Here is a 19,481-nt window from a genome sequence, read left to right as displayed (position 1 = left end):
AGCAGACCATGAACACCAGAGATCTTGCCGGTAGCGATTTTCCAGACCTTGCCGCCGCGGCTCCCGTCGAAGTCGGCGGCATTGCCTCGGATAGCCGCAAGGTCGTGCCGGGCGATCTGTTCGTGGCGCTTCACGGCACCAAGACAGACGGTGCTGCGTTCATCGAGGATGCCGTGGCGCGTGGTGCTGCTGCCGTCGTCACCGCACGCGGCGCGCGGATCATGGCCGATGTCCCGGTCTTCGAGGTCGCGGAACCGCGCCGGTTCCTGGCGATCGCCGCAGCACGCCTCTTCGGCCGGCAGCCGCGGACGATGGTTGCCGTGACAGGAACGGCCGGGAAGACTTCCGTCGCCTCCTTCACGCGCCAGATCTGGCAGTACGCCGGACATCCGGCCGCGATGATCGGCACCACCGGCGTGGTTGCACCCGGGCGTAATGACTACGGTTCGCTGACGACGCCTGATCCGGTGTCGCTTCACCGCCTTCTCGCCGAACTCGCAGACAGCGGCGTCACCCATGCTGCCATGGAGGCCTCGAGCCACGGGCTCGACCAGTCGCGGCTCGATGGCGTCCACCTTTCGGCCGCCGGCTTCACCAACCTTGGCCGCGACCACATGGACTACCATCCAACGGTCGAGCACTACATGGCCGCAAAGATGCGGCTGTTCGATACGCTGCTGCCGCAGGGCGCGCCTGCTGTTATTTTCGCTGACGACGAATGGTCGGGTCCGGCTATCGACGCCGCGCGCAAGGCGGGCGCCGACGTGCGCACGGTCGGACGCAAGGGAAGCTATCTTTCCCTGAAGCGGGTGGAGCATTTCCGCCACAAGCAGACGGCCGAGATCCACTTCGGCGATGACATTTTCGAGGTACACATACCGCTCGCGGGCGATTTCCAGGTCGCAAACGCACTGGTTGCCGCTGGCCTTGCCATGTCGACGGGCGTACCGGCGGCCGAGGCGATGGCCGCGCTCGAGAAGCTGATCGGTGCTTCCGGTCGCCTCGAGTTGGTGGGGCACGCGCGAAACGGCGCTCTCGCCTATGTGGACTATGCCCACAAGCCCGACGCCCTGGAAAACGTGCTGAGCTCCGTTCGCCCGTTCACCACCGGCCGGGTGGTCGTGGTGTTTGGTTGCGGCGGCGACCGGGACAAGGGCAAGCGCCCGATCATGGGTGAAATCGCCACCCGCCTTGCAGACGTGGTGATCGTGACTGACGACAATCCGCGTTCGGAGATTCCGGAAGCCATTCGCGCGGAAATCATGATGGGCGCACGTGGCGCCACCGAAATCGGCGACCGCGCCGAGGCAATTCGAGCTGCCGTCTCTCTCCTGAAGTCGGGCGACACGCTCATCGTTGCGGGGAAGGGCCATGAGGAGGGGCAGACCATAGGGTCTGTCACGTTGCCGTTCTCCGACCATGCGGAACTCCGCAAAGCTCTGGAGGAGGCCAACCCGTGAACTGGCTCTGGACAAGCGAAGATCTCATCGCGGCAATGCATGGCCGCCCGTTCGGAAACCCGCCGCCCGGCATAACGGGCATCTCGATCGACAGCCGATCGGTCGCAGAGGGCGAGGCCTTCTTCGCCATCAAGGGCGACAGGGTCGACGGCCACGACTTCGCCAGTTTCGCGATGGCGAACGGCGCGGGCCTGCTGGTCGTCAGCGAGGGTAAGCTTCCCGCGCTCGGGCGCCTCACGGTACCGATGATCGTCGTGCCGGACGTGCTGCAGGCGCTGGTGGATCTCGGCTGCGCCGCACGCGACAGAAGTGCTGCAAAGGTCATCGCCGTCACGGGGTCGGTCGGCAAGACCACCACCAAGGAAATGCTGCGCCACGCGCTGTCCGATTGTGGCAGCGTCCACGCGTCGGTCGCTTCGTTCAACAATCACTGGGGCGTGCCGCTGACGCTCGCCCGCATGCCGGAAAACACCAGCTATGGCGTTTTCGAGATCGGCATGAACCATCCCGATGAAATCAGGCCGCTGGTCAAGATGGTGCGCCCGCATGTGGCCGTCGTTACGTCGATCGCGGCTGCTCACCTCGGCAATTTCAAGGACCTTTCGGAGATCGCGGCCGCGAAATCGGAGATATTCGAAGGCGTCGCGCCCGGCGGTCACGCGCTGATCACCCGCGACAGCGAACAGTTCCAGCAGCTGGAGGCGGCGGCGCAGGCGTCAGGTGTGAAGAACATTCACACATTCGGCGCTCATCCGCAGGCTGAATTCAGGCTCATTGAATATACCAACGGTCCTGAGGGCAGTGTTCTGTGGGCTGCGGTGGCGGGCCAGACGCTCGAGATACCCATGGGCGCTCCGGGCAGACACATCGCGGAGAATGCCGTGGCTGTGCTCGGGGCGGCGAGCCTCGTCGGCGCCGACATCGAGAAGGTCATGATCGGTCTTTCGACCATGAAGCCGGAAAAGGGACGGGGACGTCGCTACAAGCTGGCCGTGGGCGACGGTTCCTTCACGCTCATCGATGAGAGCTACAACGCCAATCCTGCTTCGATGCGGGCGGCGATCGCGCTGCTGCGCGACAGCATTCCGCAGGGCGAGGGGCGGCGGATTGCCGTGCTCGGCGATATGCTCGAAATGGGCGAGTTTTCGTCGGCGGTCCACGGTGAGCTCGCAGGGCCTCTTGCAGATGCGGGCATCGAGGATGTCTGGCTCGGCGGGCCCGAGATGAAGGCACTCAAGGACGTATTGCCCGAATCCGTGCGAGGCGAGTATCGCGAGAACACAGACCAGCTGGTGCCATTTGTCGTCGGCGCCGTCCGGGCGGGCGATGTTCTTGTGGTTAAATCCTCGAAGGGCACGGGTTTCAGCAGCATCGTTGCGGCGTTGCTTGACAAGTATCAGCCATTCTCCGACACGGGGCCGGCGAATTAACGGGGGACCGGCCGGGCGAGATCCCGCCGAACCTCACACATGTAAGATTGATGCGGCTATCCTTTGATCCGGTGATTCCGGCGGCCGGGACTGCCGGGAACCTTTGGGGAAAGGGTAAGAATGCTGCTCTGGCTCGTCGAACTGGCGGACACTATCCAGGTGTTCAACCTGTTTCGGTACATTACCTTTCGCACCGGCGCGGCGCTCTTCACCTCCGCACTTATCGTGTTTCTGTTCGGACCGACGATCATTTCGTCCCTGCGCGTGCGCCAGGGCAAAGGGCAGCCGATCAGGGCCGACGGCCCCCAGACGCACTTCAAGAAGGCCGGCACCCCGACCATGGGCGGTCTCATGATCCTCGCCGGGATCGTCGGAAGCGCATTGCTTTGGGCCGACCTGTCGAACGTCTACGTGGTTGCGACGCTGCTCGTGACCCTCGGCTTCGGCGCGATCGGCTTTTATGACGACTATCTCAAGGTCACCAAGCAGACCGACAAGGGATTTTCGGGCAAGGCGCGCCTCGGTCTCGAGTTCCTGATCGCGGGCATCGCCACCTTCTTCATCATGCGGGCCGCGCTTTCCGCGGGAACCGCAGGCTCGACATTCGGTTCGTCGGTCGCGTTCCCGTTCTTCAAGGACCTGCTGCTCAATCTCGGCATCTTCTTCGTGCTGTTCGGCGGCTTCGTGATCGTCGCCGCCGGTAACGCGGTAAACCTCACGGACGGCCTCGACGGTCTCGCCACCGTTCCGGTCATGATCTCCGCGGCTTCCTTCGGCGTCATCGCCTATCTCGCCGGTAACGCGGTCTTCTCCAACTACCTCCAGATCCATTTCGTGCCGGGCACGGGCGAGCTCGCCGTCATCATGGGCGCCGTCATCGGCGCCGGTCTGGGCTTCCTCTGGTTCAATGCACCGCCGGCCGCCATCTTCATGGGCGACACGGGATCTCTCGCGCTGGGCGGTCTCATCGGAACGGTCGCCGTCGCCACCAAGCATGAGATCGTGATGGCCATCATCGGCGGCCTCTTCGTCATGGAAACCATGTCGGTGATCATCCAGGTGGCGTCGTTCAAGCTGACGGGCAAGCGCGTCTTCCTGATGGCACCCATCCACCACCATTTCGAAAAGAAGGGCTGGACGGAAAGCCAGGTCGTGATCCGTTTCTGGATCATTGCGGTCATTCTCGCCATGATCGGCCTTTCGACCCTCAAGCTGCGGTGACGCGATGATCCCGGTCACCACCTTCAAGGGCAGGACGGTCGCACTCTTCGGCCTCGGCGGCTCCGGGCTCGCCACCGCAATGGCGCTTTCGGCCGGCGGGGCCAATGTCATTGCCTGGGATGACAACCCGGACAGCGTGGAAAAAGCACTCGCCTCGGGTATCGCTACACAGGACCTCCGACAGGTGGAGTGGTCACGGGTTTCCGCGTTCGTGCTTTCTCCCGGCGTTCCGCTGACCCATCCGAAGCCCCACTGGACCGTCGATCTCGCCCATGCTGCGGGTGTCGAGATCATCGGGGACGTCGAGCTTTTCGTTCGCGAACGGCGGGCCTATGCGCCCGATTGCCCTTTCATCGCGATCACGGGCACCAACGGCAAGTCCACGACGACGGCGCTCATCGCCCATATCCTGAGGGAAGCAGGCCGCGACACGCAGCTGGGTGGAAACATCGGTACGGCGATCCTGACTCTTGAGCCGCCGAAGGCCGGCCGCTTCTACGTGGTCGAGTGCTCCTCCTACCAGATCGACCTTGCTCCCTCGCTCGATCCGACCGCGGGGATACTGCTCAACCTCACGCCCGACCACCTCGATCGCCACGGAACGATGCAGCACTATGCCGACATCAAGGAACGGCTCGCGGCCGGTAGCCAAACGGCGATCGTCGGTGTCGACGATACATTTTCGACGCTGATCGCCGATCGGGTTGAGCGGGCCGGACGCCGCGTAGTGCGAATTTCTCGCCGAAACGTGGTGGCTGACGGGATCTATGCCGAAGGCGCGCGTCTTCTGTTCGCTCGCGGCGGAACGTCGCGCGAAATCGCCGACCTGTCCGCGATCCAGACCCTTCGGGGCAGCCACAACGCCCAGAACGCAGCAGCGGCGATTGCGGCCTGCCTGGCGGTCGGAATCAGCGAGGCTGAAATCTTGAAGGGGCTTTCCTCCTTCCCCGGCCTGAAGCATCGCATGCAGCCGGTCGCTCGCAAGGGCGACGTCGTCTTCGTGAACGACAGCAAGGCGACGAATGCCGATGCGGCGGCGCCGGCTCTTTCGAGCTATGAGCGCATCTACTGGATCGCCGGAGGGCTCCCGAAGGAGGGCGGCATCACGTCCCTTCGTGGGTTCTTCCCGCGGATCGTGAAGGCCTATCTGATCGGGGAGGCGGCGCCCGCCTTCGCTGCCACGCTGGGCGACGACACGTCCTACGAAATTTCGGGCACGCTCGAGCGCGCCGTCGCGCATGCGGCGGCCGACGCGGAGCGGGATGAAAAAGGCCCGTCGGCGGTGATGCTATCACCGGCCTGCGCAAGCTTCGACCAGTACAAGAACTTCGAAGTCAGGGGTGATGCCTTCGTTGGTCACGTTGCGGCTCTGCCGGGGGTGACGATGCTTGTCGGGGAAAAAGGATAAAAGGGGACAGTCATGGTTAGCCGTGCCGAGCGTGGTCCAGTCGCCGATTGGTTCTGGACGATAGACAGGTTCTTCCTTGCGGCCTTCATCCTGTTGATGGGGATCGGCTTCATGCTGTCCTTCGCCGCGAGCCCCGCCGTCGCGGAGCGCCTCGGCCTCGACAGCTTCCACTTCGTCAAGCGGCACGCGATGTTCCTGATCCCGGCGATCGCCGTGATGATCGGCATCTCATTCCTGTCGCCACGCCAGGTGCGGCGAACGGCGATGATCCTGCTCATCGTCTCTCTTGCGATGATGGTGCTGGCCCTGTTCTTCGGCGTCGAGGTGAAGGGCTCCCGGCGCTGGATCACGATCGCCGGACTTTCGATCCAGCCTTCCGAGTTCATGAAGCCCGCCTTCGTGGTGATCTGCGCCTGGCTGTTCTCCGAGCATGCGCGCCAGCCGGAAATCCCGGGCAACCTCTTTGCGATCATACTATTCGGTATCGTCGCGGCCCTGCTGGTGGCACAGCCCGACCTTGGACAGACGATCCTCACCACCGCAGTGTGGGGCGGAATGTTCTTCATGGCCGGCATGCCCTGGATCTGGATCGTGCTTCTCGGCGGTCTTGCCGTCGGTGGCTTCGTTTCGGCCTACTTCCTGTTCCCGCACGTTGCCGGCCGTATCGACCGCTTCCTCACCGGCGAGGGCGATACGTTCCAGGTGGACACCGCACGCGAGGCGATCATCCGCGGCGACTGGTTCGGACAGGGACCCGGGGAAGGGATCGTCAAGCGGATCATCCCGGACAGCCACACCGACTTCATCTTCTCGGTCGCAGCCGAGGAGTTCGGCATCGTCTTCTGCATGGTGCTGGTCGCCATCTTCGCCTTCGTGGTGCTTCGCGGCCTGAACCACGCCTTCCGGGAGCGCAACGATTTCACCCGCTTCGCGGTCGCGGGTCTCGTGCTGCAGATCGGCATCCAGTCGATGATCAACGTCGGCGTGAACCTCGAACTGCTGCCCGCCAAGGGCATGACCCTGCCGCTGATCTCCTACGGGGGCTCTTCGATGACCGCAATCTGCGTGACGGCCGGGTTCATTCTGGCACTCACACGCCATCGGCCGGAGAAGCGCGCCTCCGAACGCAGCCTTTTCCGTGGTGGTATCATCGCGCCAGCTGAATGAGCGGCGCGGAGTTCATGGAGCAGATCTGATGACAAAGGGCATAATTCTGCTCGCCGCCGGGGGCACCGGCGGACACCTGTTTCCTGCCGAGGCACTGGCCCACGCGCTCAAAGCCAAGGGCTGGTCCGTCCATCTCGTGACGGACAGCCGTGCCGAGCGGTTTGCGGGCAAGTTCCCGGCCGACCAGATCCATGTCGTCCCTTCGGCCACCATCGGGTCGAAGAACCCGTTGAAGGTGGCGCGCTCGCTGCTGACGCTCTGGCGCGGGATCCGCGTGGCGCGGCGCCTGCTGTCGCGGATCAAGCCGCGGGTCGTTGTCGGGTTCGGCGGCTATCCCACCGTTCCACCGCTTCTCGCGGCGACCGGGCTCGGCATTCCGTCGATGATCCACGAGCAGAATGCGGTGATGGGGCGCGCCAACAAGGCGCTTGCCTCGCGCGTCCAGGCGATCGCCGGTGGTTTCCTCCCCGAGACGGGTGGCACCTATGCGGCGAAGACCGTGGCCACCGGCAATCCGGTCCGCCCGGCCGTGCATGCCGCCGCCACCATTCCCTACGAGCCTTCGGAAGCCGGCGCCGAGTTCCGGCTGGTCGTGTTCGGCGGCAGCCAGGGGGCGCAGTTCTTCTCCACCGCCGTCCCGCAGGCCGTCTCGCGCCTGCCGGAGGCAAAGCGGGCACGTCTGCGCATCACCCAGCAGGCACGGCCGGAAGACAGGGAAGGTGTGGTGTCGATCTACGACAAGCTCGACGTTCCCGCCGAGGTCTCTCCGTTCTTCTCCGACATGGCCGAAAGGATCGCGAGGGCGCATCTCGTCATTTGCCGGTCTGGCGCCTCGACCGTGTCCGAACTCTCCGTCATCGGGCGTCCCGCGATCCTCGTTCCCTACCCATACGCGCTCGACCATGACCAGGCGGCGAATGCGGCTGCTCTTGCCGCCGAAGGTGGTGCGCAGGTCATCCCTCAGGCCGAACTGACTGTGGAGCGTCTGAGCGCTATACTTGTCGAATCAATGAAGACGCCCGGGAAGATGGCAGAAATGGCCGCAAATGCCCGGAAAGCCGGAAAGCCGGAAGCGACAAGCTTGCTCGCCGACATGGTAGAGGCTATTGCGGGCGGCAAAACGATTGCAGAGTTCAAGGGAGAACGGCCATGAAGATGCCGCAGAGCATAGGGCTCGTTCATTTCATCGGGATCGGCGGGATCGGCATGAGCGGCATCGCGGAGGTGCTGCACAATCTCGGCCATCGCGTTCAGGGCTCCGACCAGTCCGACAGCGCCAATGTGCAGCGGCTGCGCGAAAAGGGCATCCAGGTGTTCGTGGGGCATGTTGCCGAGAATCTCGGTGACGCCGAAGTGGTCGTAGTGTCGACGGCCATCAAAAAGAGCAATCCCGAGCTGGTCGCCGCGCGCGAGAAGCTGCTGCCAGTCGTTCGCCGCGCGGAGATGCTGGCCGAACTCATGCGGTTCCGCAACGCGATCGCTATCGGCGGTACGCACGGCAAGACGACGACGACCTCCATGGTCGCTACCCTCCTCGATGCCGGTGGTCTCGATCCTACCGTCATCAACGGGGGATCATCAATGCCTATGGAACCAACGCCCGCATGGGCGAGGGCGAGTGGATGGTCGTAGAGGCAGACGAGTCTGATGGAACCTTCCTCAAGCTTCCGGCCGAAGTCGCGGTTGTGACCAACATCGATCCCGAGCATCTCGACCACTATGGCAACTTCGACGCCGTGCGCGCCGCTTTCCGCCAGTTCGTCGAAAACGTTCCTTTCTACGGCTTCGGCGTGATGTGCCTCGACCACCCCGAAGTCCAGTCGATGGTCAGCCGGATCGAGGACCGCAAGGTCATCACCTATGGCGAAAACCCGCAGGCCGACGTGCGCTTCGGCAACATCCGCATGGATGGCGCGACCTCGGTTTTCGACGTCGAAATCCGTCGCCGCCGCACGGGCCAGGTGATTTCGCTCAAGGACCTGCGCCTGCCGATGCCTGGCCGTCACAATGTGTCGAACGCCACCGCGGCCATCGCGGTCGCACAGCGTCTCGGAATCAAGCCGGAAGACATTGCGCGCGGGCTCGCATCCTTCGGCGGCGTGAAGCGTCGCTTCACGCTCACAGGCGAATGGCAGGGCGTCAGCATCTATGACGACTACGGCCACCATCCGGTCGAGATCAAGGCGGTGCTGAGAGCGGCGCGCGAAGCCTGCAACGGCAGGATCATCGCCATTCATCAGCCGCACCGCTACAGCCGCGTTCACAGCCTCTTCGAGGAGTTTGCCGGCTGCTTCAACGACGCGGATACGGTATTGCTCGCGCCGATCTATGCGGCGGGCGAAGATGCGATCGACGGCGTGACTTCCGAGGCGTTGGTTTCACGCATAAAATCCGGTGGCCACCGTGATGCACGCTTCCTCGAAGGGCCCGAAGCGCTCGCACCGCTGGTTGCATCCATTGCAAAGCCTGGCGACTTTGTGGTTCTCTTGGGGGCTGGCAGCATTACATACTGGGCACACGCGCTGCCGAAGGAACTTGCAGGCATTTCGGGAACAACGGCATGAAACAGGTGGATGGTGCAAAGCTTCTGGCGTCGCTCGGCGACGGTATCAAGGACGTTCGCGGACGCCTGACGCCGGATGCACCCATGGACCGCGTCACCTGGTTCCAGGCCGGTGGGCTTGCCGAGCTCATGTTTCATCCCCATGACGTCGACGATCTTGTGACGTTTCTGAAGCTCGTGCCGGAGAGCGTGCCACTTATGGTGGTGGGTGTCGGCTCCAACCTTCTCGTGCGCGATGGCGGCATTCCGGGCGTGGTCATACGCCTTTCGGCGAAGGGCTTCGGGGACCTCGAAATCGTTGGCGAGAACCGCATCAAGGCGGGCGCGATCTGCCCGGACAAGAACCTTGCCGCAATGGCGCTCGACAACGGCATCGGTGGCCTCGAGTTCTACTACGGCATTCCCGGGTCGATCGGCGGCGCGCTCCGCATGAATGCTGGCGCAAACGGCGACGAGACCAAGGACCGCGTCGTAGAGGTCCATGCGGTCGATCGCACGGGCACGAAGCACGTCCTGACCAATGCCGAAATGGGCTACAGCTACCGTCATTCGTCAGCGCCCGAGGGCCTGATCTTCACGCACGCCGTCTTCGAAGGCTATGCGGGTGAAAAGACGGAAATCCGTGCCCGCATGGACGCCGTGCGGCACCACCGGGAGACCGTTCAGCCTATACGCGAGAAGACCGGCGGTTCAACCTTCAAGAACCCCGAGGGTCATTCGGCCTGGAAGGTGATCGACGAGGCCGGATGCCGCGGGCTGGTGATCGGCGGTGCGCAGATGTCGTCGCTCCACTGCAACTTCATGATCAACATCGGGCAGGCGACCGGCTATGATCTGGAGTATCTGGGCGAGCACGTCCGCCGCGAGGTCTTCGAGAACTCAGGGATCAAGCTGCACTGGGAAATCAAGCGCATCGGCGTCTTCATGCCGGGACGCGAAGTTCGCCCGTTCCTCGGCGTTACAAGCGAATAGGCCGCAACGCGCACTAGGATCCCGGATTTGAGCCAGGGGTGGCCGAAGGTCCCCCTTGGCCAGCGCCTTTGCCTCATCCGATCTTCTTGCTGAAAGCGGTGGAGAAAACGACGCTGCCGCGCGTAGGGCCGATCTCTCCAAGGGCGACGTCCATCGCGTGGTCCGTGACCCGGCAGACGCCGAAGCCACCCATGTATGCCGCCTTCGCCTTGAATATGTCGACGTCGTTGACCTTGTAGGCCATGGCCGTGTCGTGCTCGTGCCCATGGAAAATGCCGACGACGTTGTACCCATCAATCGCCTTCCAGAGCGCCTGCCTCTCGGCCTCGTCCCACCAGTGGGGCGTTCCCGTGCCGTCATCGTCGAAAGTGGTGCGGGCGGGGTTCCAGCGCTCGAGAGAGAAGGGATCCCAGCCGTAGTGCTGGAACATCACCACCGGGCGGCCGTCGCTTGCGTATGCGGCCAGATCCCTGTGGAGCCAATCAAGACTGCTCGCCGCACCCTTGTTGGTATCGCCGGCATAGCGGTGTAGCTGGACGAGGTGCAGGTTTCCCCAGTTCCAGGAATAGCTGTCCGATACGGCGTCGTAGTTGTCGGCCGGCGCCACTGCCTTGAAGAACGCGCTCGGCTTGTGGTTCAGCCGAACGTAGTCGCGCAGCTCGTCGCGATACCAGTCGATTTGGGGCGGTCTGCCATCCTGGTCCAGATCATGATTTCCGAGCCCCACATAAACCGGATAGTGGATGCGGTCGGGGCCGGTCCCTTGCTGGTAGCGATGGGAGAACTGCAACAGCTGCGCGCCTTCCTCGGGTTCGGCCGTCTGGCCGCCGCCGTCATCGGTAACGTCGCCGCAGATCACGACCCCCCTTGGGCGATCGATCGCTTCGCCGGCGCTTGCAAGTCCCGTTGGCTTGCCGCCGATTTCACTCGGCCAGCGGTGCGCCCGAATGCCGTTCAGTGCCGAGACATGGCGAAGGAGATTTGCGTCCGTCTTGCCTTCATCCGCGCAGTTCGGGCTGAGCCCATCTCCCATGCGGCAGGCGTGGACGTCATTGATGAACAGGAATGTCACATCCGTTGCCGCGCGCTGGGCAGAGCGTCCGGTTGTCGCCGGAAGCGACAGGGCAAGCGTGAACCCAATTCCGCGCCTCAGGACGGTACGTCTCGACAGCAAGTCTTCCTCCACGTCCGTTATTCCCGTGACGATTGTAGAGGGGGCTTCGAACACAGGCAACCGGGGCTATCGGCAACCACGGCTGCCGGTGCCCCGAAACGACAAGGGCCGCGGATTGCTCCGCGGCCCTTGCCCGATTGCATGGTTCCCGATCCGTCAGGCCGAGACTTCGCTCTCGCGCGACAGCAGGAGGCAGACCAGCGTGAGGACCGCCGCCGCCAGCAGGTAGTAGCCGACGAAGTTCAGGCTGTAGGTCGTGGCAAGCCAGGTGGCGATGTAGGGAGCGAGCGACGCTCCGAAGATGCTTGCGAGGTTGAAGGTCATCGACGCTCCCGTGTAGCGCACCGATGTCGGGAAGGGCGAGGCAAGGGCTGCGCCGATCGGACCATAGGTCATGCCCATCAGGCCGAAACCGATGATCGAGCAGGCGATGGCTCCGAGGGTGCCGGCGGCCAGCAGCGGTCCCATGAAGGCGCCGAAAACTGCGATGCCGATCGAGGTCAGGATCAGCATGAGGCGGCGGCCGTAGCGATCCGAGAGGAGGCCCGAAACCGGAATCATCAGCCCGAAGAAGACGACACCGGTCATCTGGATCACCAGGAACTGCTCGCGCGTGTAGCCGAGTTTCGTGGTGCCCCACGACAGCGAGAAGACGGTCATCAGATAGAAGAGCACGAAGGTCGCCAGCGCGGTGAACGTGCCGAGGAGCAGGTTGCGCTTGTAGGACTTGAAGATCGTCGTGACCGGAACCTGCACGCGCTCGTGCTTGTCGATGGCCTTCTGGAACTCCGGCGTCTCGGTGATCTTGAGTCGGACATAAAGGCCGATGATCACGAGAAGGATGCTTGCGACGAACGGAATGCGCCATCCCCAGGAGAGGAACGCCTCGTTCGCCATCACTTCCCCGAGAATGAGGAACGTGCCGGCGGACAGGATGAAGCCGATCGGCGCGCCGAGCTGCGGGAACATGGCGTACCAGGTACGCTTGCCGGGCGGTGCGTTCTCGGTCGCGAGCAGCACCGCGCCGCCCCATTCGCCGCCAAGCCCGAGGCCCTGGCCGAAGCGGCACAGTGCGAGGAGGAGCGGAGCGGCGACGCCGATGCTTTCGTAAGTCGGCAGGAGACCGATCACCACCGTCGACAGTCCCATAGTCACCAGGGCCGCGACCAGTGTTGCCTTGCGGCCGACCTTGTCGCCGAAATGGCCGAAAAGCACGGCGCCGATCGGTCGGGCGAAGAAGGCGATGGAGAAGGTTGCGAAGGACTGCAGCATTGCCGAGGTCGGGTCGGATGCCGGGAAGAACAGGTGCGGGAAGATGATCACCGCGGCCGTTGCATAGACGTAGAAATCAAAGAATTCGATGGTCGTACCGACCAAGCTTGCGAAGAGGACACGCGCCGGCGAGTTACTGGCGGGAACATTCAAATGCTTTGCGGTCGGTGACACCGTGGAAGTAGCGTCACTCATGGTTCTTGGCCTTGTTGTTGGTTTTTGCCGTCTTGGGAGGCAGCATGCGCGTCATAGAGCAGACGAGCGCAAAGGAAAACAATAAAAGCATCGAAAATCGGACGAAATCGAAATTATAATTCTCGGAATTGCGCATGCTGGATAGTTTTGATCGTTTGTTGCGCAAAAATGTCCTCAAGCGCGATGGCTGGCATGGTCGCCTGAATTGACCGATCCACTACCGTCGACACTTATTGCGCGTACCGGAACTCCAATTCACTTGACGCGACTCGCTCTCAACGGGAACTTGATTTCGCGATCAACGCATGAGGGAGCGAGTGGCATGCTCAAGAAGCTTTCTGCGGAATTTCTCGGTACATTCTGGCTTGTGTTCGGCGGGTGCGGCAGTGCGGTGCTTGCCGCGGGCTTTCCCGGTCTCGGTATCGGATTCGTCGGCGTTGCGCTGGCCTTCGGCCTTACGGTGCTGACCATGGCCTATGCTGTCGGCGGCATATCCGGCGGACATTTCAACCCGGCCGTCTCGGTCGGACTGACGGTTGCCGGGAAGTTTCCCGCTTCCAGCCTCTTGCCCTACATCGTCGTGCAGGTGGCCGGCGCGATCGTCGCCGCAGCCGTCCTCTACGGGATCGCCACCGGCAAGCCGGGGTTCGAGCTCGGTGGTTTTGCTTCGAACGGTTACGGGGAACATTCGCCGGGCGGCTATGCCCTGACGTCGGCGCTGGTGACGGAGGTCGTGATGACCTTCATGTTCATCTTCATCATTCTCGGGGCGACGAGCGGCCGTGTGCCTGCGGGATTCGCCCCGATCGCGATCGGGCTTGCGCTGACACTTATCCATCTGGTCTCCATTCCGGTCACAAACACCTCCGTCAATCCCGCGCGTTCCACGGGCGTGGCCCTCTTCGTGGGGGACTGGGCGCTGGGGCAGCTCTGGCTGTTCTGGCTCGCCCCGATCGTCGGCGGGGCGCTTGGCGGGGTGGCCTGGAAGGCGGTCGGCGAGGGGAGCTGAACCTGCCAGCACTTCTCGCAAGCAAGGACCCGTCGCGCAATCCGCGGCGGGTCCTTCGTTTTTTGTCCTTCCGCTCACGACTACTTGCGCAAGCCGCAACTCTCTGATTCCAAGAAGGGAATCGCGTCGTGATTTGATTCGAGGGTTTGAAAAATTAACCTCTTCGATCGGTCTGGTTAACGAAAGTAAACGCTTCATTAACCATAATTCCGCTCTAGTGGTTCCATCTCGCTTCGACGAGTCGGGACCTGGGGATCAGGTCCACGCAAGCGAGTACGGGCAATGTGCGGAATTCTCGGGGGTTTTTATGAGCGACAAGCATGTGGCGGTGCTAATGGGTGGGTTTTCGTCGGAGAGGCCGGTAAGCCTTTCTTCCGGCAATGCCTGCGCGGATGCACTGGAGGCCGAAGGCTATCGCGTCACCCGCGTGGATGTTGATCACGACGTTGCCAGCGTTCTTGCCGCCTGCAAGCCGGATGTCGCCTTTAATGCGCTTCATGGGCCGTTCGGCGAAGACGGAACGATCCAGGGCATTCTTGAATACCTGCAGATCCCCTACACCCACTCCGGCGTGCTCGCCTCTGCGCTCGCCATGGACAAGGGGCAGGCCAAGATCGTCGCCAAGGCGGCTGGTATCCCCGTCGCTGAAGCGCGCGTCATGAATCGCTTCGATTTCACGTCCGCCCATCCGATCAAGCCGCCCTATGTGGTCAAGCCGGTCAACGAGGGCTCCTCGTTCGGCGTGGTCATCGTGAAGGAGGATCAGTCGCATCCGCCCCAGATCATTACTTCGGGCGAGTGGCGCTACGGCGACCGGGTCATGGTCGAGCGCTACGTCTACGGTCGTGAGCTGACCTGCGGCGTCATGGGCGATGTTGCCCTTGGTGTTACGGAGATCGTGCCGCAGGGCCACAGTTTCTATGATTATGACTCGAAATACGTGGCGGGCGGCTCAAAACACGTCATTCCTGCGCAAATTTCACCAAATATTTACCAAAAAATACAAACACTGGCACTCAAGGCGCATCAAGCGATCGGGTGCCGAGGCGTGAGTCGTTCGGACTTCCGTTACGACGACCGGTTCTCCGAGAACGGCGAACTGGTGTGGCTGGAGATCAATACCCAGCCCGGCATGACCCCTACATCACTGGTGCCCGAAATGGCCGCGCATGCCGGTCATTCCTTTGGTGAGTTCTTGCGGTGGATGGTGGAGGACGCGTCGTGTTTGCGTTGATCGGCAGGAGAAGGGACAGAATGGGGCGCAGGGCTGCCGCCGGCGTTCCCGAGGCCGAGGCCGGTCGCGTCTTGCCCGGCCGTTGCGCAGGGTTGTCCGTTTCGTCGTCAGTCTTGCGGTCGGCCGCGTGCCGATCCCGCGCCATGCCGGTTCAGTCGGCGCGGTCGCGTTCCTTGCGGCAACCGGTTTCTATGGCATGTCGCTCGGTGGGCACTCACAGGAGTTCGCGCAGCTGTCGACGACGGCCGCGGGCTTTGCCATCGAGGACGTCAAGGTGTCCGGCAACAGCCAGACCTCCGAGATCGATATCCTCGAGCAGCTTGGGCTCGACGGAACGACGTCGCTCTTGGCGCTCGACATTGCGGATGCACGCGAGAAGCTCGCGAAGCTCCCCTGGGTCCAGTCGGTTTCCGTACGCAAGGTCTATCCCGGTACGATCGAGGTTCACCTGGAGGAGCGCGAAGCCTTCGCGATCTGGCAGCATGGATCGGATCTTTCGCTGATCGAGCGAAGCGGCAGCGTGATTGCGCCCCTTCGTGACAACAAGTTCTCGACACTGCCGCTCTTCGTTGGCCGCGATGCCGAAACGGCTGCCGCCGGCTTTGCGGAAGAGTTCGAAAGCTGGCCGGAGATCAAGTCGCGCGTAAAGGCTTATGTCCGCGTGGCCGGCCGTCGCTGGGACCTGCGTCTCGACAACGGCGTCATCATCAAGCTGCCCGAGCACAACGTGCCGCGCGCCATGAACGTCCTTTCGACGCTGGAGGCGGAGCAGGGGTTGCTCGAGCGCGATATCGCCGCTGTCGACCTCCGCCTGGAGGACCGCACGACGATCCGGCTCACGGAGGGCGCCCTCGAGCGGCGCAATGCCGTGCTGGAGAAACGAACCAAGGAACTGAAGAAGGCGGCGGAGCGCACATGAGCATTTTCGGTTCTTCCCATATCGGGCTGCCCCGCCTGAAGCCGCTTTCCTCCAAGCGGACGCACGTCGTTTCGGTCCTCGACATCGGCTCGACCAAGATCGTGTGCATGATCGGGCGGCTGACGCCGCGCGCCGAGAGCGAGATTCTGCCGGGACGGACCCACAGCATCGAAATCATCGGCATCGGCCACCAGAGATCGCGCGGCGTCAAGAATGGTGTCATCGCCGATCTGGATGCCGCCGAAAGCGTCGTGAGGCTCGCGGTAGACGCTGCCGAGCGTATGGCTGGCCTTACCATCGACAGCCTCATCGTCAACCTGTCGGCCGGACGCCTTCAGAGCGACATCTACACGGCAACGATCGATCTCGGCGGCCAGGAAGTCGATGCGAACGACCTTCGCAAGGTGCTCGCGGCTGCCGGCCAGCAGTCGCTCCGCCGCCAGGATCGCGCGATCCTCCATTCGCTGCCCACGGGTTTCTCGCTCGACGGCGAGCGCGGCATCCGCGATCCGCTGGCCATGTTCGGGGATACTCTCGGCGTCGACATGCATGTGCTGACCGCCGAACGCAGTGGCCTCAAGAACCTGGAGCTCTGCGTGAACCGCGCCCATCTTTCGGTCGAGGGGATCGTTGCGACCCCCTATGCCAGCGGTCTCTCGGCCCTGGTGGACGACGAAGTCGAGCTCGGCTGCGCCTGCATCGACATGGGTGGCGGGACCACCACCATCTCCGTCTTTGCCGAAGGCAAGCTCGTGCATGCCGACGCGGTGTCGCTTGGCGGCCACCACGTCACCACCGATCTCGCCCGCGGGCTCTCGACGCGGATCGAAGATGCCGAGCGGCTGAAGGTGGTGCATGGCTCTGCGCTGCCGAATGCCTCCGACGAACGCGACATCGTTTCCGTTCCGCCGATCGGCGAGGACGACCGGGATCAGCCGACGCATGTGCCGCGGGCGCTGCTGTCGCGCATCGTGCGGGCGCGCATCGAGGAGACGCTTGAACTCATTCGCGATCGTATCCAGCGATCGGGCTTCTCGCCGATCGTCGGCAAGCGAATCGTCTTGACGGGCGGCGCGAGTCAGCTGACGGGATTGCCTGAAGTGGCGCGACGGATTCTCGCAAGGAACGTTCGGATCGGGCGCCCGCTGGGCGTCTCGGGCCTGCCGGCGGCGGCGAAGGGACCAGCCTTTTCGACCGCAGTCGGATTGATGATCTATCCGCAGGTTGCGGAACTGGAGGCGCATGCGGCGCAGGGCGGAGTGCTCTCGCAGCTTGCGGGAGGGAATGGCCGCATTGCCCGGGTAGGGCAGTGGCTGAAGGAAAGTTTCTGACGGGTTCCCCGGGCGAAGGTACGGCGTGCTTCGGGGAAGACCGACAACGGGTTTAGGAATTGGCCGGCGTGGCGATGCGGGCCGGCAACGAAAGGAACGGACATCATGACTATCAAGCTGCAGAAGCCGGACATTACCGAGCTCAAACCCCGCATCACCGTGTTCGGTGTCGGCGGCGGCGGCGGCAATGCCGTCAACAACATGATCACCGCGGGCCTTGATGGCGTCGATTTCGTCGTCGCCAACACGGACGCCCAGGCGCTGACCATGACCAAGGCGGACCGGATCATCCAGATGGGTGTCCAGGTGACCGAGGGTCTGGGCGCCGGCTCGCAGCCGGAAGTCGGACGGGCTGCCGCCGAGGAGTGCATCGATGAGATCATCGATCACCTCAACGGCACGCACATGTGCTTCGTTACCGCCGGCATGGGCGGTGGCACAGGCACGGGCGCAGCCCCGATCGTCGCACAGGCGGCCCGTAACAAGGGTATACTGACCGTCGGCGTCGTTACCAAGCCGTTCCACTTCGAAGGCGGACGCCGCATGCGGCTCGCCGAGCAGGGGATCCAGGAGCTTCAGAAGTCGGTCGATACCCTGATCGTCATTCCGAACCAGAACCTGTTCCGCATCGCCAACGACAAGACGACCTTCGCCGATGCGTTCGCAATGGCTGACCAGGTCCTCTACTCCGGCGTTGCCTGCATCACCGACCTGATGGTCAAGGAAGGCCTCATCAACCTCGACTTCGCCGACGTCCGCTCGGTGATGCGCGAAATGGGCCGCGCGATGATGGGCACCGGCGAAGCTTCGGGCGACGGCCGCGCAATGGCTGCTGCCGAGGCAGCGATCGCGAACCCGCTGCTCGACGAAACCTCGATGAAGGGTGCGCAGGGCCTGCTGATCTCGATCACGGGTGGCCGCGACATGACGCTCTTCGAAGTCGACGAGGCCGCTACGCGTATTCGCGAGGAAGTCGATCCGGATGCCAACATTATACTCGGCGCGACGTTCGACGAGGAACTCGAAGGCATCATCCGCGTCTCCGTCGTTGCAACCGGTATCGATCGCACGGCCTCGGAGGTGGCTGGTCGTTCTGTTGACTTTCGCGGGTCTGCGAAGCCTATAGTTCGTCCGTCCGCCGCAGTTCCGGTCCAGCCGCAGGTCCAGGCAGCACCGGCTCCCCAGCCGGTCGCCCAGCAGCCTGCACGGATGGCTGATCCGGTCGCTGAGACGATCCGGGCAGCCGAGGAAGGCCTGGAGCGTGAGCTCTCGATCCCGCTTTCCAAGCCGGTCGCAGCTGCTCCGGTCATGGCCCAGCAGGAAGAGTTCCGTCCGCAGAGCCGTCTCTTTGCAGGTTCGCCTGCTGCAGAAATGCCGGTAGCACAGCGCCCGGTCCACATGCAGCAGCCCGTTCAGCAGGCTCCGCAGGCCATGCAGCCGATGCACGCTGCCCCGGCCGCTCCGCGGATGGAGCCTTCCGCTCCGATCATCCGCCAGGAAGCCCAGGCTACCCGCATGCCGAAGATCGAGGACTTCCCCCAGGTCGTTAAGGCGGAAATCGACCACCGCGCCCAGGCACCGGTCCAGACTCACGCCGAGGAGCGCGGTCCGATGGGCTTGCTCAAGCGAATCACGTCTTCACTCGGCAGAAGGGAAGAGGAGGATCATTCCGCCGCTTCCGACATGACGGCCGGAGCACCCTCGGCTGCATCGCAGCAGCGCCGTCCGCTGTCCCCGGAAGCGAGCCTCTACGCTCCCCGCCGCGGCCAGCTCGATGACCATGGCCGGGCAAGCCCCCAGCCGCGGGCTCTGAGCGAGGACGATCAGCTGGAGATTCCGGCTTTTCTCCGCCGGCAGTCGAACTGAGGCGCGTCGAATAGTGTGATTAAATGCCCGGGCCATTGGTCCGGGCATTTGAGTTTCGGGAGTGATTTCAAGGTCTTATTGGATTGTGTCACTCGTAACAAACGGAAAGAAACAGTGATTTGTATGGCGCTGAGGGACCTACTACATTCGCCATGGGGTCAGGGGATTCTAAACGGCGGCGTGCAAGCGCCCGTGGAAATTTGTCAACCGGATCTGTGGCAATGAAATGCCGCATATCGGGCGGGTGGGGTTTCGCGCCG

At 63.2% G+C, this 19,481-nt stretch carries 13 protein-coding genes and 2 pseudogenes; 13 read left to right on the top strand and 2 right to left on the bottom strand.

Annotated features, from left to right (window positions below):
• Positions 1-8 precede the first annotated feature (8 nt).
• The 8 genes and pseudogenes from F3Y30_RS16770 (at position 9) to murB (ending at position 10,221) form a co-directional block, all read left to right on the top strand.
• The gene (locus tag F3Y30_RS16770) at positions 9-1,460 is read left to right on the top strand and encodes a UDP-N-acetylmuramoyl-L-alanyl-D-glutamate--2,6-diaminopimelate ligase (RefSeq protein ID WP_203423842.1); all 1,452 of its coding nucleotides are present in this window, start codon (positions 9-11) and stop codon (positions 1,458-1,460) included.
• Positions 1,457-2,890 carry a UDP-N-acetylmuramoylalanyl-D-glutamyl-2,6-diaminopimelate--D-alanyl-D-alanine ligase gene (locus F3Y30_RS16765; RefSeq protein ID WP_203423841.1) on the top strand — a complete coding sequence of 478 codons (1,434 nt, stop codon included), beginning with the start codon at positions 1,457-1,459 and terminating at the stop codon, positions 2,888-2,890. The genes F3Y30_RS16770 and F3Y30_RS16765 overlap by 4 nt, the downstream gene beginning before the upstream one ends.
• Positions 2,891-3,010: 120 nt before the next feature.
• Positions 3,011-4,111, top strand: coding sequence for a phospho-N-acetylmuramoyl-pentapeptide-transferase (gene mraY, locus F3Y30_RS16760; RefSeq protein WP_203423840.1), 1,101 nt, complete (start codon positions 3,011-3,013; stop codon positions 4,109-4,111).
• A gap of 4 nt (positions 4,112-4,115) precedes the next feature.
• Entirely contained in the window at positions 4,116-5,519 is a 1,404-nt protein-coding gene (murD, locus tag F3Y30_RS16755; protein ID WP_203423839.1) for a UDP-N-acetylmuramoyl-L-alanine--D-glutamate ligase, read from the top strand.
• Positions 5,520-5,531: 12 nt separating this feature from the next.
• Positions 5,532-6,686, top strand: coding sequence for a putative lipid II flippase FtsW (gene ftsW, locus F3Y30_RS16750; protein WP_203423838.1), 1,155 nt, complete (start codon positions 5,532-5,534; stop codon positions 6,684-6,686).
• Positions 6,687-6,714: 28 nt separating this feature from the next.
• Positions 6,715-7,839, top strand: a complete 1,125-nt coding sequence (murG, locus tag F3Y30_RS16745) for an undecaprenyldiphospho-muramoylpentapeptide beta-N-acetylglucosaminyltransferase (protein ID WP_203423837.1) — start codon at positions 6,715-6,717, stop codon at positions 7,837-7,839.
• A pseudogene (gene murC / locus F3Y30_RS16740) lies at positions 7,836-9,250 on the top strand (UDP-N-acetylmuramate--L-alanine ligase). The gene murG and the pseudogene murC overlap by 4 nt, the downstream one beginning before the upstream one ends.
• Positions 9,247-10,221, top strand: a complete 975-nt coding sequence (murB, locus tag F3Y30_RS16735; protein WP_203423836.1) for a UDP-N-acetylmuramate dehydrogenase — start codon at positions 9,247-9,249, stop codon at positions 10,219-10,221. Before murC ends, murB begins: the two are co-directional and overlap by 4 nt.
• 73 nt (positions 10,222-10,294) lie before the next feature.
• On the opposite strand, the gene F3Y30_RS16730 is transcribed toward murB, so the two are convergent.
• Positions 10,295-11,395: a metallophosphoesterase gene (locus F3Y30_RS16730; protein ID WP_203423835.1), complete on the bottom strand. Its 1,101-nt coding sequence runs from the start codon at positions 11,393-11,395 to the stop codon at positions 10,295-10,297.
• A 156-nt stretch (positions 11,396-11,551) separates the two neighbouring features.
• Positions 11,552-12,862 (bottom strand): MFS transporter, encoded by a 1,311-nt coding sequence (locus F3Y30_RS16725; protein WP_203423834.1) that lies wholly within the window; start codon positions 12,860-12,862, stop codon positions 11,552-11,554.
• A gap of 322 nt (positions 12,863-13,184) precedes the next feature.
• Here F3Y30_RS16725 and aqpZ point away from each other — a divergent pair, with 322 nt between their 5' ends.
• The 5 genes and pseudogenes from aqpZ to ftsZ all read left to right on the top strand — a co-directional run bounded on the left by aqpZ (position 13,185) and on the right by ftsZ (position 19,221).
• The gene (gene aqpZ, locus F3Y30_RS16720; protein WP_203423833.1) at positions 13,185-13,871 is read left to right on the top strand and encodes an aquaporin Z; all 687 of its coding nucleotides are present in this window, start codon (positions 13,185-13,187) and stop codon (positions 13,869-13,871) included.
• 307 nt (positions 13,872-14,178) lie between these two features.
• The gene (locus F3Y30_RS16715) at positions 14,179-15,105 is read left to right on the top strand and encodes a D-alanine--D-alanine ligase (protein WP_203423832.1); all 927 of its coding nucleotides are present in this window, start codon (positions 14,179-14,181) and stop codon (positions 15,103-15,105) included.
• 20 nt (positions 15,106-15,125) lie between these two features.
• Positions 15,126-16,024: pseudogene (locus F3Y30_RS16710) on the top strand (cell division protein FtsQ/DivIB).
• Positions 16,021-17,355, top strand: coding sequence for a cell division protein FtsA (ftsA, locus tag F3Y30_RS16705; protein WP_203423831.1), 1,335 nt, complete (start codon positions 16,021-16,023; stop codon positions 17,353-17,355). Before F3Y30_RS16710 ends, ftsA begins: the two are co-directional and overlap by 4 nt.
• A 105-nt stretch (positions 17,356-17,460) precedes the next feature.
• Positions 17,461-19,221 (top strand): cell division protein FtsZ, encoded by a 1,761-nt coding sequence (gene ftsZ / locus F3Y30_RS16700; RefSeq protein ID WP_203423830.1) that lies wholly within the window; start codon positions 17,461-17,463, stop codon positions 19,219-19,221.
• Positions 19,222-19,481: the final 260 nt, after the last annotated feature.

The organism is Sinorhizobium sp. BG8 (assembly GCF_016864555.1).
Lineage (GTDB): Bacteria > Pseudomonadota > Alphaproteobacteria > Rhizobiales > Rhizobiaceae > BG8.
The sequence above is the reverse complement of the archived record's forward strand: the minus strand, read 5'-3'. Positions and strand labels throughout refer to the sequence as shown.

What these genes read in the sequence shown, in the direction of transcription:
- aqpZ (WP_203423833.1), top strand. Translation starts at nt 13,185, where the DNA reads ATGCTCAAGAAGCTTTCTGCGGAATTTCTCGGTACATTCTGGCTTGTG.
- F3Y30_RS16715 (WP_203423832.1), top strand. Translation starts at nt 14,179, where the DNA reads ATGAGCGACAAGCATGTGGCGGTGCTAATGGGTGGGTTTTCGTCGGAG.
- murB (WP_203423836.1), top strand. Translation starts at nt 9,247, where the DNA reads ATGAAACAGGTGGATGGTGCAAAGCTTCTGGCGTCGCTCGGCGACGGT.
- ftsW (WP_203423838.1), top strand. Translation starts at nt 5,532, where the DNA reads ATGGTTAGCCGTGCCGAGCGTGGTCCAGTCGCCGATTGGTTCTGGACG.
- murD (WP_203423839.1), top strand. Translation starts at nt 4,116, where the DNA reads ATGATCCCGGTCACCACCTTCAAGGGCAGGACGGTCGCACTCTTCGGC.
- mraY (WP_203423840.1), top strand. Translation starts at nt 3,011, where the DNA reads ATGCTGCTCTGGCTCGTCGAACTGGCGGACACTATCCAGGTGTTCAAC.
- ftsZ (WP_203423830.1), top strand. Translation starts at nt 17,461, where the DNA reads ATGACTATCAAGCTGCAGAAGCCGGACATTACCGAGCTCAAACCCCGC.
- ftsA (WP_203423831.1), top strand. Translation starts at nt 16,021, where the DNA reads ATGAGCATTTTCGGTTCTTCCCATATCGGGCTGCCCCGCCTGAAGCCG.
- murG (WP_203423837.1), top strand. Translation starts at nt 6,715, where the DNA reads ATGACAAAGGGCATAATTCTGCTCGCCGCCGGGGGCACCGGCGGACAC.
- F3Y30_RS16770 (WP_203423842.1), top strand. Translation starts at nt 9, where the DNA reads ATGAACACCAGAGATCTTGCCGGTAGCGATTTTCCAGACCTTGCCGCC.
- F3Y30_RS16725 (WP_203423834.1), bottom strand. Translation starts at nt 12,862, where the DNA reads ATGAGTGACGCTACTTCCACGGTGTCACCGACCGCAAAGCATTTGAAT.